This is a genomic window from Achromobacter sp. F4_2707, assembly GCF_047501535.1.
Classification (GTDB): domain Bacteria; phylum Pseudomonadota; class Gammaproteobacteria; order Burkholderiales; family Burkholderiaceae_B; genus Yanghanlia.
The window spans coordinates 244,168-260,853 of sequence record NZ_JAZDRJ010000001.1 but is presented as its reverse complement, the minus strand read 5'-3'; the positions used below and the strand labels follow the sequence as shown (position 1 = coordinate 260,853).

Sequence of the window (16,686 nt, the reverse complement as noted above, 5' to 3'; positions counted from 1 at the left end):
GGCTGACAAATCCAGAAAAAGCGCCGCAGCGCAGCAGCCCGTCTAGGTTCACACATGCCGAAACATTTCCCAGGTCCGGTTACACGGAACTGGCATGGTCATTGCGTCAATCCTTTTTGTCGACGAACCCCTCAGAAGGAGATGTTGTGGTGCAACTAATTCATGAAATGAGGGCCAAACAGCAAACCACGCTGACGCCCCGACTTCAACAGTCTGTAAAGCTTCTGCAGATGTCTACGCTGGATTTCAGCCGGGAAGTGGCCGAAGCCATTGCTAACAACCCTTTTCTCGACGACGAAGAAGGGCTGTCCACTGAAGAAAGGGTTGCCGACACGCCCCGCCATCTTGCAGAGCAAGCGCAGCAGCCTGATGCACTGCTAAGCGAGATTCCGGCTTCGCCATCGACCGCAGACAGCGCAGATTTTGACCAGGTTGTACAGGCTGATTACGATGCCAGCGCAGAATTCAGTAGCGGATACTCCGGCGACTATCCCACCACCCGCCACCCGGATCAGCCCGAAACCGATATTGGGCAATGGGCCCGCAGCGAAACGTCCTTGCAAGATTCCTTGCGTAAAGACCTGTTCAGCTATCCGCTCAGTGAACGCGATCTGTGCCTGACGGAAGTCATTATTGAAGCACTCGACAGCGACGGCTATTTGCGCACGCCTTTCGACGAGCTGATTAAGCCGGGCCAGCTAGAACCCATGCCTTCAATCAGCGAATGGGAAACCGCATTACAGTTGATACAGCATCTGGGCACCGCCGGCATCGGTGCACGCAACCTCCAGGAATGTCTGAGCCTTCAGCTGACGGCTTTGCCGGAGCAAACGGAGGGGCGACAACTGGCACTGCGGATTGTGGAAAATGCCCTTGAGCGCCTGGGGCGGTGTGATTATTCCGGATTGGCTCGCAGCCTGAAGGCGGAAGAGTCTGAAATCCATCAGGCATGCGATCTGATCCGCAGCTTGGAGCCACGCCCCGGCGCGCGCTTCAGCAGCGTAGACCCATCGTGCTATGTCATACCCGATGTCTATGTGAGAAAAGTCGGGCACTTATGGGTGGCCACCGCCAATGACAGCGCCATACCGCGCGCCAGGATCAACACGGTATATGCGCAGCTGTTTCGCCAGAGCCGTTATGATGAGCGGCCGCTGATGGCGCAGGCCCTGCAGGAAGCGCGTTGGTTGATGCGCAGCCTGGAGCAACGCAGCCACACCATTACGCGGGTTGCGCAAGCCATTGTAGCGCGCCAGCAAACCTTTTTCGATTATGGCGACGTCGCCTTGCGCCCCATGATGCTGAGCGAAATCGCCGAAGAGCTGGGCATGCATGAATCTACGGTTTCACGCGCTACCAGCAACAAATATCTGGCCTCTCCCCAGGGAATTTTTGAATTCAAGTATTTTTTCTCGAGAGAGCTAGCCACCCATTCGGGCGGCACTTGCTCAGCCGTAGCGGTACGTGCACTGATCCAGGAAATGATTGAAAACGAAGACCCGGCCGAGCCGCTTTCCGACGTTATGCTGGCTCAACGCCTAGCGCAAGAAGGCGTTCAGGTTGCCCGCCGCACAGTGTCGAAGTATCGTGCGCAAATTAAGTTCCCCCCCGCGGAACAGCGCCGCCGCCCGGCAGCAGCCTAGCAATGAATGCGCGACGCTGCGTTGTGTTGCCTCAGCACTCCGGCACGCCGGACTCAACGCAAGACAGCGTGCGCACGCTTTCAAAACGGCGCGTGCGCCCATCGACAGGATCACGGAACTCGATGGCACGCGCCAGCAGCTGCAAAGGTCGCTGGAAACTTTCTTCTGCCCGTGTCTCGTTGTTCTCATCATAAGGCGCGGGCGGGTAGAAACTATCGTTCACTATGGGCATACCCAACGCGTTCAAGTGGACACGTAACTGGTGCTTACGCCCTGTCAACGGCTCGAGTCGCAGATGCGCCAACCCGTTATCGCCCAACCAGCTAAGCAATTCGATACGGGTTTCGCTGTTCGCCGGGCCCGCCACCTCGTGCATGAGGAAGCGTCCGAGCATTTCTTCCATGCGGCTGCGATAGACCAAGGGAAACTCGAAACCCGCTGGGGGCCTGGCCACGGCCTCGTACTCTTTGCCTACCTCACGCGCTTGAAACAATGCCTGATAACGGCCCCGATAAGCGGGATCAACACAAAACACGAGGACTCCCGCGGTTTCGCGATCCAACCTGTGAATCGGAGACAACGTAGACAAGCCCAGTTCGTTTCGCAGGCGCACCAAAGCGGTGTGACGCAGATAACGGCCGGAAGGCGTGGTTGCCATGAAATGCGGCTTGTCCACTACCACCAGCCGTGCATCTCGATACAGCACGGGTAGCTCGAAAGGCACCGGCACTTCGTCGGGCACTTCGCGGTAGTACCAGAGCCAGCGTCGCGCTTGGTAAGGTGTATCGGCACGTTGCGCCACGCCGTATTCGTCGACAATGTCGCCCGCCTCCAGGCGGCTTAGCAAAAGCGCCTGCGGCATGCGTGGGAAACGCTCGCTGAGAAAATCCAGCAAGCGCTCCCAAGGCCCTTCCGGCAAATACACCCGGCTGGGTGGTATGCCGTCACGTTCAGGCAGCGGCATTTAAGTGGTTGCCGCAGTGCTGGGCGCAACCCCTGTACCGCTCCTACGCATGCGGCGCCCTTGCAACGTCCAGATCAAGATCAGCAAAGTCAACGCCGGAATATAAACCCAGAACTCGGAAGGCCGGTTGGTATTCGGCACGAGGATTTCTTCGACATCCCACCCTTGTTCCCAACCAGCACGGCGAGCCGAACTGCCAAAGCGCACAGCGGATATCTGTACAAAGTCACCCATTGCCATGAATGTCAGGCCCGAATCGGACAAACGCTGCCGGCCGAGATCATCACCGGTGGCTTCTGTATTTTCAGGGGTGTCGGCAATTGCAACCGCAACCGTCTTACGAAGTTCATCCCCTTCGATATTCATGCCCGAAAGCACCGCTACAAACCGCCCGTTCTCAGGTAAGTTGGCCGCGATGCTGTAGATTTCGGTTGCAGGTCGCGCTTCATACTTGGGCGCCAGATGGTTCATGAACCAGTCCGGCCGGAACAGCGCAAATGTCACCAACAGCAACAGGGCTATTTCCAGCCACGTGCATTTGCTACGGAACCAGGCCATGGTGGCCGCTGCGAACGTCAAGGAAGCGAATGTCGCACCGACCACCACTAGTACGAGTTCAACCCAGCCTGAGACATCAATCAGCAGCAACATGGGGTTGAAGATGAACATAAAGGGCAAAACAGCCGTGCGCATAGCATAGGTTACGCCTTGCACCCCCGTCGCCAGCGGGCTCTCTCCTGAAATCGCCGCTGCAGCAAAAGTTGCCAGCCCCACCGGCGGCGTAATGTCGGCCATGATGCCGTAATAGAACACAAACAAGTGCACGGCAATGAGTGGGATGACCATGCCGCTTTGCGCGCCCAACTCAACTACAACCGGGGCCATAAGAGTGGCCATCAGAATATAGTTGGCCGTGGTAGGCATGCCCAGGCCAAGAACCAGACAAACCGCTGCGGTGAAGAACAGCATCACCAACACATTGCCCATGGATACCAGTTCCACAAAGGCTGTCATGCGCAGGCCCAGGCCTGTCAGCGTAATGGCTCCAACAATCAAACCCGCAGTACCGCAAGCAATGGCGATACCCACCATGTTGCGCGCGCCTTCCTGCAGACCAACCACGGCCTCATAAAAGCCCTGCATCAGGGGCTGAATGATGGATTCTTTTCTGAAGAAGGCAATGAGTGGGCGCTGGGTGACCATCTGGAACAGCATAGCCATCACAGCCCAGAAAGCCGACAGCCCTGCCGAGAGTTGATCGACCGCCAGACACCACACCAGAATACCGATGGGAATCAAGTAGTACAGGCCAGACCGTACGGTGGGCCAGGCTTCCGGGCGTACCGGATTGGTGACGTTGATATCGGTAGGCAGATCTGGGTGACGCGCTGAAATACGCAATAGCCACACATAAAGCACCAGCAACAGAACCAACAGTATTGGAGTTGCGGCATTACCCGCCACGGAGCGAACACCCATGCCTACCCAATACACCAGGCCCATCACGACCAGTGTGCCTGCGATCGCCATGCCCCAACCCGCGATTTTTTGCAGGGGTGTTTTTGGCTCGCCCGCGGACATCATGGGGTTGATCCCCAGCTTGAGGGCTTCCAAGTGCACGATGTAGAACAGAGCCACGTAAGAGATTGTGGCCGGCAACAGCGCATGGCGGATGATGTCGGTATAGGGAATACCAACGTATTCGATCATCAGGAAGGCTGCCGCCCCCATCACCGGCGGCATGATCTGCCCGTTCACCGATGAAGCGGTTTCAATGGCTCCGGCTCGCACCCCGCCATAACCCGCTTTCTTCATAAGGGGGATGGTAAAGATACCACCCGTGACGACGTTGGCGACGGACGACGCCGAGACAATGCCGTTCACAGCGGAACTCACCACCGCCACCTTGGCCGGGCCGCCACGCAAATGGCCTAGCAGGGCAAACGACACCTGCATCATGTAATTGCCTGCTCCGCAGCGATCCAGCAGCGAGCCCAGCAGCACGAAAATAAAAATGTACGACACTGAAACGCCGACCGCCACACCATAGACCCCTTCGGTCGTCAGCCACATGTGTGACACCAGGCGCTCGATGGAAGCTCCACGGTGAGCCAGGGCTTCCGGCAGCCAGGGGCCCAGGAAGACATAAGCAACAAACACTGTGCCCAATATGGCCATGGGCGCGCCCAGCGCGCGGCGCGTGACTTCGAGTAACAGAATCAGGCCCACCGCCGCACACACGACATCCATGGTGGTAGGGATGCCGGGACGCATCGCCAATTCAGCGTAGAAAATATAGATGTATGACGCGCAGAACCCGCCGACCAGAGCCAATACCCAGTCCTGCGGCGGCATGGTGTCGCGGGGCGAACGCTTGCTGAACGGATAGGCAAGATAGCCCAGGAATACCGCGATGCCCACATGCAGCGAACGGGCTTCGGTATCGTTGAATATGCCGAAATTCAGCGTGAAGGGCAGCGGCGACGCATACCAGAGCTGAAACAGGGACCACAGCAGCGCGCCTATAAACAAGACACTGCCGGTAAACCCACCTACCGTTCGGCCTCCACGATCGACGTCGGCGACCAACTGTTCAAGCTCAGCATTTGCTGCCAGCTGTTCTTGCGACAGCTCCGAATTCGAGGTCATGCGTATTCCCCAAGAGAGAAGCGAACCAATGTGCCCTCGACAGGAGGTTCATCAACGACGAGGGTGATACATCGGATAAAACAAAAAGCGGCACTTTTGGTACCGGCTCAAGCCACTTGAATATGACAAGGGCTGAACAAAAACGGCATGCCACCGACTGTGTCTTGTGGCATGCCAGCGTATCTAAGAAACCGGAAAGCCCTCGTTAGAGCAGACCTTGTTCCTTGAAGTATTTTTCAGCGCCCGGATGCAGCGGGGCGGACAAGCCATTCTTGACCATATCTTCTTTTTCAAGAATGCCGAACGCCGGATGCAGCCTCTTGAAGTCGTCGAAATTCTCGAACACAGCCTTCACAACTGTATATACGGTGTCTTCGGGTACATCGGCGGAGGTGACGAATGTCGCCAGCACACCATAGGACTCGGTTTCTTGCGGGTTGTTGGGATACAGCCCTGCCGGAATGGTGACCTTGGCGTAATAGGGGTAGGTTTCAACCAGTTTGTCGACTACCGGGCCCGTGAGCGAAACCAGTTGTGCGCCACAGCTGGTGGTAGGGTCCTGGATATTGGCAGAGGGGTGGCCGACACCATAGAAGAAGCCGTCGATCTTGCCGTCGCACAATGCGCTGCCGTGTTCGTCAGGGCGCAATTCCGAGGCCAGCGAGAAGAAACTCATGTCGCGACCTTGAGCCGAAAGCAATTGTTCCATGGAAGCGCGGGTGCCCGAACCGGGGTTGCCAACGTTGAAACGCTTGCCACCGAGATCGTCGAAGCTCTTGATATTGGCTTCCTTGCGGGTCACCACAGTGAAGGGTTCTGGGTGCAAAGAGAACACTGAACGGAGCTTATCGAACTTGCCGGCGTCCTTGAACTGGCCTTCGCCGTTATAGGCATTGAAGCCGACGTCGGACTGGACGACGCCCAGGTCGAGTTCGCCCGCCTTGATGGTGTTGACATTGAATACCGAGCCGCCTGTGGATTCGACCGAACAGCGAATGCCGTGATCTTTGCGATCTTTGTTGACGAGGCGGCAGATGGCGCCACCGGCAGCGTAGTAAACGCCCGTAACACCACCCGTGCCAATGCTCACGAAGCTCTGCTGCGCAGCAGCCGGCACAGGTGCCATCATCGCAGCAAATAACGTTGCTACACCAGCACTCACGGCGAACCGATTGCCGAAATGAGACTTGAACTTCTTCTGCATACCTGACTCCTTAGGCTTAACCCGTTTTATTTCCAGAGCTTCACTGACGGTGGGTAACCGCATCAATGGATTTGCGCTCACTGTAATGAACCCAAATATCCTACAGCTTGCAGGCCCTTCGCGAGCTGCTTTTTTCTTGGGGTTTGCCCGTAGAAACAGCGTTTTCCCCAGGTTTTTCAGCCACTACAGCAATGGAACGGATCAACCCAGCGCCGTATCCAGCAACATCATCAGGACAAAACCTATCATCAGACCGCCGGTTGCCCACGATTCGTGACCTTGTCGGTGCGACTCTGGAATAATTTCGTGACTGATCACGAACAACATCGCGCCAGCAGCGGCGGCCAGCCCCCAGGGCAGCAGCACGGCGGACACGCCCACCACCAGCACGCCCAGCATGGCCATTAAAGGTTCCACCAACCCTGAAAACACCGCCACGCCCACGGACACCGCCCGCCCATAGCCCACTGAGCGCATGGCCAGCGCCACCACCAGCCCTTCGGGAATGTCCTGCAGAGAAATGCCGATAGCCAGAGCCTGCGCCGCATGGACATCGCTTCCTGCGAAGGACACGCCAATCGCCAGCCCTTCCGGCACATTATGCAAAGCGATGGCAATCACGAAGAGCCAGACTCGCTTGATCAGCCGTGAACGACTCCCTTCCACGCCTTTGATGAAATGCTCGTGCGGCAGCAGACGATCAACCAGCAAAAGCACCGCCGCGCCAACCAGAATGCCCAGCCCGACGACTCCGCTGGCGCCCCATTTACCCGCGCCTAATTGTGTTGCGGCATCAAGGCCCGGAATAATAAGGGAGAACGCGCAAGCCGCCAGCATGACGCCCGCACCAAAACCCAACATTGCATCGTGTACCCGCTGCGGAGGCTGCCAGGAAAAAAGTACTGGCAGCGTACCTGCCGCCGTGGCCAGCGCCGCTGCGCTGCCACCAAGAATCGCCCCCAGCAACGCCGGCATATCCCCTTGTATGGCGGCATAAACCCCACCGCCCAGCACAAGCGATACACCCACCGCAATCGCCAGGACCAGCCACCTGGAAAATTGAGGATGTGAAAGCGAGTGAGAGGGTTCGCGGCTCGATAAAGTGGACACTAGGCGGCTCCCGAATGGTTGGGAAAATTTATTCTAAGCTATCTGTGATGAGAGCGAGCTTCTCGCTATCGATATCAGCTGCCAGCGGTTGTAAATCCGGCATCTTGCGGTTGGCCCGCAACGATACGTCCCGAAATCGGCTGACTTTGCCGTACAGTCCCTGTTGCCCTGCCACTGCCGTAACGGTGTGATTGTAATGGCGGCTGACCGTGTCCAAGGAATCACCCAGTTTCTTGAGTCGTTCCGCCACCATGGCGACCTGGTTGTAAAGTTCTCCCGCCCGATCTGCCAAAGCCTGTGCCTGGGCATTACTGCGAGCCAGCATCCAGAGGTTGGATACGGTCTTCAGCACCGGCATCAGGGTCGTGTGTGAAACCAGAATCACGTTCTGCCGGCAGCCGTAATCAAACAAATCACGCTCATGCCGCAGGGCCTCGATATAGGCAGCTTCCACCGGCATGAACATCAACACAAAATTGGGGCTACCTATGCCGGGCAGCGCGCTGTAATCCTTGCGCGCTAAGTCGTCAATGTGGTTGCGAACCGCCCGCGCATGCGCATCCAGAGCAGCGCTGCGCTGGGCATCGGTCGTAGCGGATAGGGCCCGGTCGTAATCAACCAGCGACACTTTGCTGTCGAGCACCACATGTTTGCCGTCGGGCAACTTAAGGAGAAAATCCGGCAGGCGAACATCTCCGTGAACATCCTTGAAACGCGCCTGCGCCTCGTAATGCACGTCACGCTCCAGACCCGCCAGCTGCAAGCTGCGCTCAAGTTGCACTTCCCCCCAACTGCCCATGAGCTTTTTGTCCCCTTTCAGCGCCATGGCCAGAGTTTCCGCTTCGCGACTCATTTGCATACCCACTTCAGAAAGCCGCCGCACTTCGGTCGCCAGAGAAACATTGCCGCGCAAGGATTCATCGTGCACCTGATTCACGCGTTGCTGAAAGGCTTGCAGTTGTTCGCGAAACGGTTGTAACAGGACTCCCATCGCATCCTGACTGGATGAGTGGAAATGGCGTTCTCTTTCTTGCAAAACCTGGGAGGCCAGATTCTGAAACTCCGTTTTGAGCCGTTCACGGGAATCGTTCAGCTCTTCTTTCATCAGCTGAAACGCACGTTCCCGCTCACCCCGCGCGGCTTCTAAGCGAGCGAGTTCCAATTGCATTGCGTGATTTTCCGCTTGTAGAGATTCGCAGCGTCGTCTGTGGTTTTCTGCTTCTTCCTGTGCGGCAGATTCAGCCTGCTGCCAGGTTTGTGCATCGTATTCAAGCGCACGCAAGCTACGGCCCGCGCTTCGCAGCTTGGCCGCCAGCACAATAGCCAGACAGCTAAGAACCATGACTGCCGTCACATAATAAATGGCGGGAAATTGCAACAGGGCTTGCATCTTATCTCCAAGAATCTGAAATTCTGGCATGGCGAGCGATGGCCTGGCAAAATGCACCATCAGCCCTTACCCCGAACCTCTCTGGCAAGCATGATACATTCCTACTGTAAACGACACGTATTGGCATGGATATGCGGCGATTGGCATCCGGCGCGCTCGGGCTGCTCCTCTTCCTGACATCGTCGACGGTCGCCTCCATGGCACCGCGGCTAACCGACCCCGATCGCAGCATACAAATTATTGTGCCCACTCAGGCAGGCACGGGCGTGGGCAATATTATCGCCCGCACGGTTACTGAAGCACTTTCGGCACAACTGGGCAACCGGGTCGTGCTGCAAAATGTCACGAGCAGTACCAGCTTCCCCGGCATGTTCTCCGCGTTGGAAGCCAGCACGGAAGGCCATACACTCTTGTTCGCCACCGTAGACACCCTGGTGATTGAACCCGGCTTGCAACGCTCTTCACACTTCGAACTTCTGGAAGCCTTTACTCCCGTCGGCTTGGTTGCCGAAATCCCGCACATACTGGTTGTCAACAACGAGCTGCCTGTCTATTCCGTAGAAGAACTGACCGAATATATCGACAAATACCCGGGCATGGTGCATTTTGGCTCATCGGGTAACGGGAGTGCGCTTCATTTGGCTGGCGAAGCCTATATGAGCGCAACCGGAACCAATATGGTGCATGTTCCTTATAGTGCGGCGGAACCCGCTACCAACAATCTGGTCAGTGGCGATATCGAGGCCATGTTCCAGGTGGTGTCCGGCGTACTCAATTACGTGCGCACAGAAAAAATCCGCCCGCTGGCTGTCATGTCAAAAGAACGAAGCCCCGCCTTGCCTGACGTCCCCAGCATGGCTGAAGCGGGCTACCCCGACTTACTGGCAACCAAATGGTATGCATTGCTGGCGCCCAGCGGCACGCCCCGGGAAGTCATCGATCAATACAATGCGGCCCTGAATACGGTGCTTGAGTCGGCTGAACTGCGTGAACGGCTGCTTGAGGCGGGCGCCACCCCGTTGGGCGGCTCACCTGAAGAACTGGAGCATTTCCTGGCTTCGGAAACCAAAAGGTGGAACAAGGCTATTGGCGAAGCCCACCTGCAGCCACGCTAAACCGTTGCAGGCTTGGCAAGCCGAAGGCCAAGCCGCTGCAACCTATTCCTCGGTGCTGACAATCAGGTCTTGGGGATAGGGTAGTGCCGGCACACCCGAGACGTCGGCTTCAGCGATATGCGGGATATGTTTGAATGCGTAGTCGCGCACGGCACTGATAATGCGCAGCGCTTCGTCAGACAGCGGCCGCCCGCGATGAGTCACTGCGCCAAAGGTATAAGGTACGTACGCATCCAATGCCTTGTAAACAACCCCTTCAGGCTGAATATGCAAAGCCAGGCAGGGGTCCACCAGGGCAACCCCCATCCCCGCACGGACCATCATAACGGCGCTCATGGTGGAACTGGTGGTCACCCGACGCTGCTGACGCGAACGATCCGGGTGTAGCAAAGCCGTAGACATGCGATGGCGCATGCGCGATGCATTCGACAGGGTGATCAGCGTGTCATTTACCAACTGCGCCGCACTGATGGACGGCAGCTCTGCCAACGGATGCGTGGCAGGCAATGCGACCTGGCACGGAGCTTGTGCACACCAATGCAGCTGACAGCGTTCCAGTTCGAGAGGCAGGCTGGTAAAGGCCACATCGCTGTCGCCACTGAGCAAAGCAGGGACGATATGGCTCGACGGCATGACATCCATGTAGAGCTTGTGCTGGAAGGTAGGGTCCTGCTCGAACATGTCCGCCAGCACAGTGGGCACCAGGCTGTTGCTCAGAGATAAGGACGTGGCTATGCGTAGAGGGCGTACGCGCCCTGCCGCGATTTCCTGCGAACGCTCTTCCAACTGCTGCAAACCGGTCAGCACATTGCGCACTTCTTCGAGGAATTGCCGGCCCTGTTCGGTCAATGTGACTTGTGGCCGGGTCCGGGTGAACAGGGTAAAGCCAAGTTCCTGCTCAAGATCTTGAATCTGGCGGCTGACAACGGGTTGCGAGCGGTCCAACAATCGGGCCGCGGCAGTCACACTGCCAGAAGCATGTACTGCAGCAAAAGCCTCGAATTGACGAATTTCCATGTTAGATGCCCAAAGGTGCCCGCTAAACAATAGCAGAGACGACGTCACCCTGACAAACAGGAACCTTTTTTACAAATATCAACCATTGGCCCGACGGCCGCCTTTTGACATCAACCCTGCGCCAGCCGGAGCCAGCGCGAATACCAGGAACAAGGCGTACGCTGCCTGCCGCGCACCCTGCTCGCCACCTGGGTCAGCCAAACCGCCTAGGTTCGCCACCAAGCCAGCCAAGCTGGAGCCCAGCGCAATCGCATAAAGCTGTAAGGTTGTGATGGCTGCGGAAGCGATGTTTTCCTGCCCCTTTGGCGCTGCCTTGAAAATGCGGGTCAGCATATTCGGCCAGCAAAAACCGATTCCCACCCCCACCAGAAACAACGGTGCAATCATGGCCCAGACGATGCCGCCTCCAGACCCTTGGGGCATCATCAGCCCTAGTGCCGCCAGACCCAGAGCAGACAGCCAGGGGCCCCAGAACATCAGGCTGTCAGCCAAAGGTTTTCTGCGTCCTGAACTAATGAATGAGCCTGTCGTCCACCCGGCCGACATCAAAACCATCCAGTACCCCGCCCGCAACGGCGACTGCTCATGAATCGTCTGCAAGAAGTAGGGAATATAGATCTCTGTACATACGCCGATGCTAAGTAGGGCGATGCAGGCGTACAAGCTGGCTAGCGCCGAACCGCGCTCGTAGGAACCTTCCGGCAGCAGGCGCCGCTGCGTATGTTTGTCAGCACGGGCGACGACAAGGGTCAGCGCCACCCCTGCCACAATGGCAAGCACGTTCCAATGCCAGAAGGGCGACAGACTGCCCACTGAAACCAGCAAGACGGTCAGCACCAGCACGGCAATCTTGCCAAACGGCGCGCGCGCCGAGTGATCGCCACCCCGCTGCTTCACAGAAATCTGCGACACCACCAACGCCGCCAACCCAGCCGCAAACGGCAGCATGGCCCAGAATGCTCCACGCCAATAGCCTGTCTGGGCAAATATGCCGCCGATAGCCGGGCCGGCCAAGGTGGCTACGCCCCACATGCTGGAAACCAGCACCATGGCGCGCGACCACAGGCGCTCTTCAAACAGTAAGCGCACGCAGGAATAGCTCAGCCCCAGTAACAACCCGCCGCCCAAACCCTGCACACTGCGCCCCGCTAGCATCCAAGGCATGGACGGTGCCAACGCGCACGCCGCACTGCCCGCCGAGAAAATGGCAATCGCCCCCAGAAGCGCCTGCCTTGGCCCCATACTGGACAATAAACGGGGCGTCACGGCTGAACCAAAAATAGACGCAGCCACGAACAAAGTCATGTTCCAGGCGTAATAAGACAGCCCGCCGATGTCCTTGACGGCCGACGGCAAAATGGTGGTAACCATATAAACATTGATCGCATGCAGCGCGACACCACCCGCCAACGCCAGTGAGCGCAAGCCATTACGGCCTGACAACAGTTCCGACCAGCCGCCTTGTTTCTGGGCCATTACCCTATTCTCTCGTGAAGAACTACGCCAAAAAATAATCAATAATGCGGAGGCCGCTCATCCCCCGGCGCGAGCGCTCCGCCCGGCTGTTCTGAGTCATCCAGACGCCTGACCAGCATACGGCAGAGCGCGCGCAATTCGTCCAACTGCCGGCCCTGCTCATAAATTTGCTCGTTAAGGCTTTGCACCGTGTCTTCCAGACCGACGAGTTTGAGTTCTATCTCTACAAAACGCTGTTCCATTCGTTCATCCAATTGCCGACTCGCTCTAGCTTGATAAAGACAGGGGTGAGTGTAAACCCCAATTGGCCCTGCCTTTGCTTAGATCAAGGAAGCGTGCAGGCTTTGAGGTAAGCTTTGAGTTTCAATGTTTGATGTTTGTCTGGAGCACACATGCGATTGTTTCGTTTCTCCTCGTTTCGCAGAACGCTGCTGGCCATCTTCAGCGCCACCTTCTTGGCTGTTGCGCTGACGGCTTGCGGTAAATCCGAAGCCAGCCTGCAGGATGTCAATGGTATCGATCTCTCCGGCGCCACATTCGGCGACGGTTTTCAGCTCAAGGATCCGGACGGCCGCGTACGCACACTGGAAGATTTCAAAGGCAAGGTCGTACTGATGTTCTTCGGTTTCACACAGTGCCCAGACGTCTGCCCCACCGCTTTGGTGAATGCCACCCAGATCAAGTCCCTGATGGGCGCTGACGCCGATAAGCTGCAAGTGCTGTTCGTGACCGTAGACCCGGAACGCGACACTCCCGAAGTCTTGAGAGAATACACACAAGCGTTTGATCCCAGCTTCCTCGGCCTGTATGGCGACCTTCAAGAAACCGCCGCCGTTGCCAAGGCTTACCGGGTGTATTACGCCAAAGTCCCTACCGGCAATACCTACACCATGGAACATACCGCCCTGACTTATGTATTCGACCGCGAAGGCACACTGCGCATGGCGTTGCGCTATGAGCAGACGCCGGAGGAAAGCGTCGAGGACATCCGTAAGGTATTGGAACTCAATTAAGCGTTACGCTGTGCTGGGAGGCTGCGGAAAGCCCCTGTTCCATTAACTGCTCGAACGCAGCCACCGGCACCGGCCTGGAATACAAGAACCCCTGCGCGTAGTCGCACCCCGCCTGCGCCAGCAGAGCATGCTGTGTTTCATCAGACACCCCTTCTGCCACGACTTTCAACCCCAGCCTGTGGGCCATGGCAATCATGGCCTGACATAACGCCAGATCATCGGCGTCAGTGGTGATATTGCGCACAAACAGCTGATCGATCTTGATGAAATCAATATCAAAGCGCTTCAGGTAGGCCAGCGACGAATAACCCGTACCGAAATCATCCAACGCCACCTGCACGCCCGCATCGCGGAAAGACAGCAGTTTGCGCTTGACGTCGTCTTCCACCTTCATCAGCACCCTTTCAGTGATTTCCACCACCACTGCCGCGCCTGACATACCAAGGCTGTTGACATAGGCCAACCATGATGCGGGTTCAAGTTCCTCAGACATAAACTGTTCGGGAGAAACGTTTACGCTGATCTGAAAGTCACGGCCCAAGTATCGGCGCCACTTGGCCGCCTGCACCGCTGCCTGACGGAACACCCAGTCGCCAATCGGCACAATCAAACCGGAATCTTCAGCCAGTGGAATAAAATCAGCAGGCGAAACCAAGCCGCGTTCAGGATGATGCCAGCGAATAAGTGCTTCGGCCTTACTAATTTTGCGTGTGGATAGCTCGACAATGGGTTGAAAGTAGAGCTCGAATTCTTCGTGCTCTACGGCTCGCATCAGATGGCGCAGAAGTTCGCGTCGTTCTTGCGCTTCCTGCTGCATGAGCGGAGAGAAGTGGCGATACTGGTTGCGCCCGGCATCTTTGGCGCTATACATGGCGAGATCAGCATTTTGCAGCAGCTCGACCACATTGCTACCGTCGTGCGGATACTGTGTCACCCCCAGGCTGGCCGAAACCGTGGCGACGTTATGCCGCAACATATAGGGCTCGGCCACTGCCTTGAGCACACGATGACATACCTCTTCTACGTGCTTGAGATCTTTGACATGGTTAAGAATAAGAACAAACTCATCGCCTCCCAGGCGAGCCACAAGGTCGTCTCCCCTAATGGCCTGCTGTAAGCGTTTAGCCACCTGCTTGAGCAGCTCATCGCCCATGTCATGCCCCAAGGAATCGTTCACTTCCTTGAAAAGGTCAAGATCAAGATAAATGAGCGCCAGACTGTGATCGGCCTTGTCTGCCTGCTCCATCGCCCGCTGAAGTTCATCATGGAACATCTGGCGGTTTGGCAAGGCTGTGAGGTGATCAAAGTTTGCCTGGTGCCAGACAGTTTCCTCTTTCAACCGCTCTGCAGTGACATCGGAAAACACGCCGATGCGGCAGTTCACTGTGCCATCTTCGTTATAGGAGGTGTCAATCGTCAGGCGTTCGGCATACTCCGTGCCATCCTTGCGGCGGTTCCAAATATCACCTGACCACTTGCCGGTTTCGAGCAAACTGCGCCACATGGCCTGGTAAAAAGCAGCATCTTGCCGCCCTGACGATAGCAGGCTGATCGGCTGGCCGATAACCTCCTGCGCCGCATACCCTGTAATGGCGGTAAACGCAGGGTTAATGTCGACCACAATGCCGTTGGGGTCTGTCACCACGACTGCTTCACTGGTGTTAGCGTAAACCAACGCCGCGCGCCGTATAGAGGCTTCCGCCTTCTTGCGCTCGGTGACGTTCAACGCAATACCGATAATGGCCGGAGCGCCATCCAACACCATGCGCGAAGCAAAAATTTCAAGGTCCAGGAAAGAGCCGTCGCGGTGCCGCGCCCGGGTTTCATAATGAGACGTGGCAGAGCCGTTACTGCGCTGCCCGTCTTCACCTGTGCTGCGTTGCCAGCGGCCACCGTTCAAATCTGCTTCTACCAGCAAGTCGGGAACGGTGAGATTGCTGGCCATTTCGTCCGGCTGATAGCCAAACATCTGCGCCAGTTTGCTATTCACATAACGAAAGCGCATATCGCCATCAACAACGAACACGCCTGTCACAGCATTGCGGGCCAGGCCGCGAAACATGGCGCTGGTGCGGTAGAGTTCCTTGCGCTCATGCTCTATCGCGCTCATAAGTTCGCCAATCTGCGCAGAAGATTCATTGAGCGCACGCGTCAACTGGCCAATTTCGTCTTGAGGCTTATGTTGAATCCGCTGGCCATACCGGCCTTTGGCAAGTTCCCGGCAATATCGGGCCAAACGCTGCAGGGGCGTGACAATCTGGGCGCTCATCGCCAGATAGGCTGCGATCAGAATCAGCGAATTCACAACCAGCAGCGTGTACATGCGGCCCAGCATGTCTTGCTGAGTGGCTTGTGTAGCCCCTAACAGATCTTGAATGAGATGGTCGGTTTGCTCAAGCAACGCCGCAGAGGCTGTCGCCAAGGTTTTTTGTTGTTCGACAACTACAGAGGGACTAACCTGACCGACAGAAGTCAGTATGGAACGGATTTGGTTGCGATATTGTCGCCAGGCCAGCCAGACGGCTCCCAAAGCGACATCATGATCGGCTGCCAGAGGATGAACAACCTCGTTAAACGCTGTACCGCCACTGCGCAACACCAGATAAGCGGCTTCGAAATCGATGAGGTCATGCTCGAGGGCCTCGTAATCGTCGGAGAGGCCGCTACTGACGGACAGCGTTTCGTAAGCCAACTTCTGCCCCAGCATGCGCATCTTTCCGGCCACCGTTGCAGTAGCTGCCACGCCGTTGAACTCTTGCAGCATGCGATGCAAAAGGCCGAGATTCAAGGCGGCCAACGTCAGCATGCCGATAAACACAATAGCGACCTTCTTACGAAGGCCCATATCGAGCGCAGCACGCCAGAGACGAGTCGGCATTTGCACAATCACGTTATCGTTAGAGTCATGGGAAGATTTTCGGAAGCATCGTTCACACGCCTGGCTATCATTTAACCGCCTTCCTTTGGCGGTTAAATAACCACTACATTTTTTACATTTAGATATATTACTAGCATGTGAGCGTGCATCGTGCAATACCTCGCACGACAAGTCAAGTTCTAATTGACCAGATTCAGGCGACGCTTAATGGTTGCGCTCGAGCATGT

12 protein-coding genes are annotated in these 16,686 nt (G+C 56.7%); 3 read left to right on the top strand and 9 right to left on the bottom strand.

The genetic code is table 11. The annotated features are described in order from the left end of the window. The first annotated feature begins 146 nt into the window (after nt 1-146). Nucleotides 147-1,643 carry an RNA polymerase factor sigma-54 gene (locus VRY85_RS01265; protein ID WP_414596779.1) on the top strand — a complete coding sequence of 499 codons (1,497 nt, stop codon included), beginning with the start codon at nt 147-149 and terminating at the stop codon, nt 1,641-1,643. 31 nt (nt 1,644-1,674) lie between these two features. Here VRY85_RS01265 and VRY85_RS01260 read toward each other — a convergent pair whose 3' ends face one another. The 5 genes from VRY85_RS01260 to VRY85_RS01240 all read right to left on the bottom strand — a co-directional run bounded on the left by VRY85_RS01260 (nt 1,675) and on the right by VRY85_RS01240 (nt 8,960). Next, the gene (locus VRY85_RS01260) at nt 1,675-2,607 is read right to left on the bottom strand and encodes a pseudouridine synthase (RefSeq protein ID WP_414596778.1); all 933 of its coding nucleotides are present in this window, start codon (nt 2,605-2,607) and stop codon (nt 1,675-1,677) included. Then, nucleotides 2,608-5,256 (bottom strand): TRAP transporter permease, encoded by a 2,649-nt coding sequence (locus VRY85_RS01255; RefSeq protein ID WP_414596777.1) that lies wholly within the window; start codon nt 5,254-5,256, stop codon nt 2,608-2,610. 205 nt (nt 5,257-5,461) lie between these two features. Then, nucleotides 5,462-6,460 carry a TAXI family TRAP transporter solute-binding subunit gene (locus VRY85_RS01250; protein WP_414596776.1) on the bottom strand — a complete coding sequence of 333 codons (999 nt, stop codon included), beginning with the start codon at nt 6,458-6,460 and terminating at the stop codon, nt 5,462-5,464. Nucleotides 6,461-6,661: 201 nt separating this feature from the next. After that, nucleotides 6,662-7,570, bottom strand: coding sequence for a ZIP family metal transporter (locus VRY85_RS01245; RefSeq protein ID WP_414596775.1), 909 nt, complete (start codon nt 7,568-7,570; stop codon nt 6,662-6,664). A 28-nt stretch (nt 7,571-7,598) separates the two neighbouring features. Beyond that, nucleotides 7,599-8,960, bottom strand: coding sequence for a DNA recombination protein RmuC (locus tag VRY85_RS01240; RefSeq protein ID WP_414596774.1), 1,362 nt, complete (start codon nt 8,958-8,960; stop codon nt 7,599-7,601). A 197-nt stretch (nt 8,961-9,157) separates the two neighbouring features. Between VRY85_RS01240 and VRY85_RS01235 the strand changes: the two genes are divergently transcribed. Next, nucleotides 9,158-10,075 carry a Bug family tripartite tricarboxylate transporter substrate binding protein gene (locus VRY85_RS01235; protein ID WP_414596773.1) on the top strand — a complete coding sequence of 306 codons (918 nt, stop codon included), beginning with the start codon at nt 9,158-9,160 and terminating at the stop codon, nt 10,073-10,075. 42 nt (nt 10,076-10,117) lie between these two features. On the opposite strand, the gene VRY85_RS01230 is transcribed toward VRY85_RS01235, so the two are convergent. The 3 genes from VRY85_RS01230 to VRY85_RS01220 form a co-directional block, all read right to left on the bottom strand. Beyond that, the gene (locus VRY85_RS01230) at nt 10,118-11,092 is read right to left on the bottom strand and encodes a LysR family transcriptional regulator (protein ID WP_414596772.1); all 975 of its coding nucleotides are present in this window, start codon (nt 11,090-11,092) and stop codon (nt 10,118-10,120) included. Between the two features lie 78 nt (nt 11,093-11,170). Next, entirely contained in the window at nt 11,171-12,568 is a 1,398-nt protein-coding gene (locus tag VRY85_RS01225; protein ID WP_414596771.1) for an MFS transporter, read from the bottom strand. A gap of 38 nt (nt 12,569-12,606) precedes the next feature. Next, the gene (locus tag VRY85_RS01220; protein ID WP_414596770.1) at nt 12,607-12,810 is read right to left on the bottom strand and encodes a SlyX family protein; all 204 of its coding nucleotides are present in this window, start codon (nt 12,808-12,810) and stop codon (nt 12,607-12,609) included. Nucleotides 12,811-12,960: 150 nt separating this feature from the next. On the opposite strand from VRY85_RS01220, the gene VRY85_RS01215 reads away from it, so the two are divergent. Further along, on the top strand, nt 12,961-13,581 hold the full coding sequence (locus VRY85_RS01215; RefSeq protein ID WP_414596769.1) for an SCO family protein: 621 nt from the start codon (nt 12,961-12,963) through the stop codon (nt 13,579-13,581). Here VRY85_RS01215 and VRY85_RS01210 read toward each other — a convergent pair. Then, nucleotides 13,574-16,459: an EAL domain-containing protein gene (locus tag VRY85_RS01210; protein ID WP_414596768.1), complete on the bottom strand. Its 2,886-nt coding sequence runs from the start codon at nt 16,457-16,459 to the stop codon at nt 13,574-13,576. The two genes, VRY85_RS01215 and VRY85_RS01210, sit on opposite strands and share 8 nt — an antisense overlap. Nucleotides 16,460-16,686: the final 227 nt, after the last annotated feature.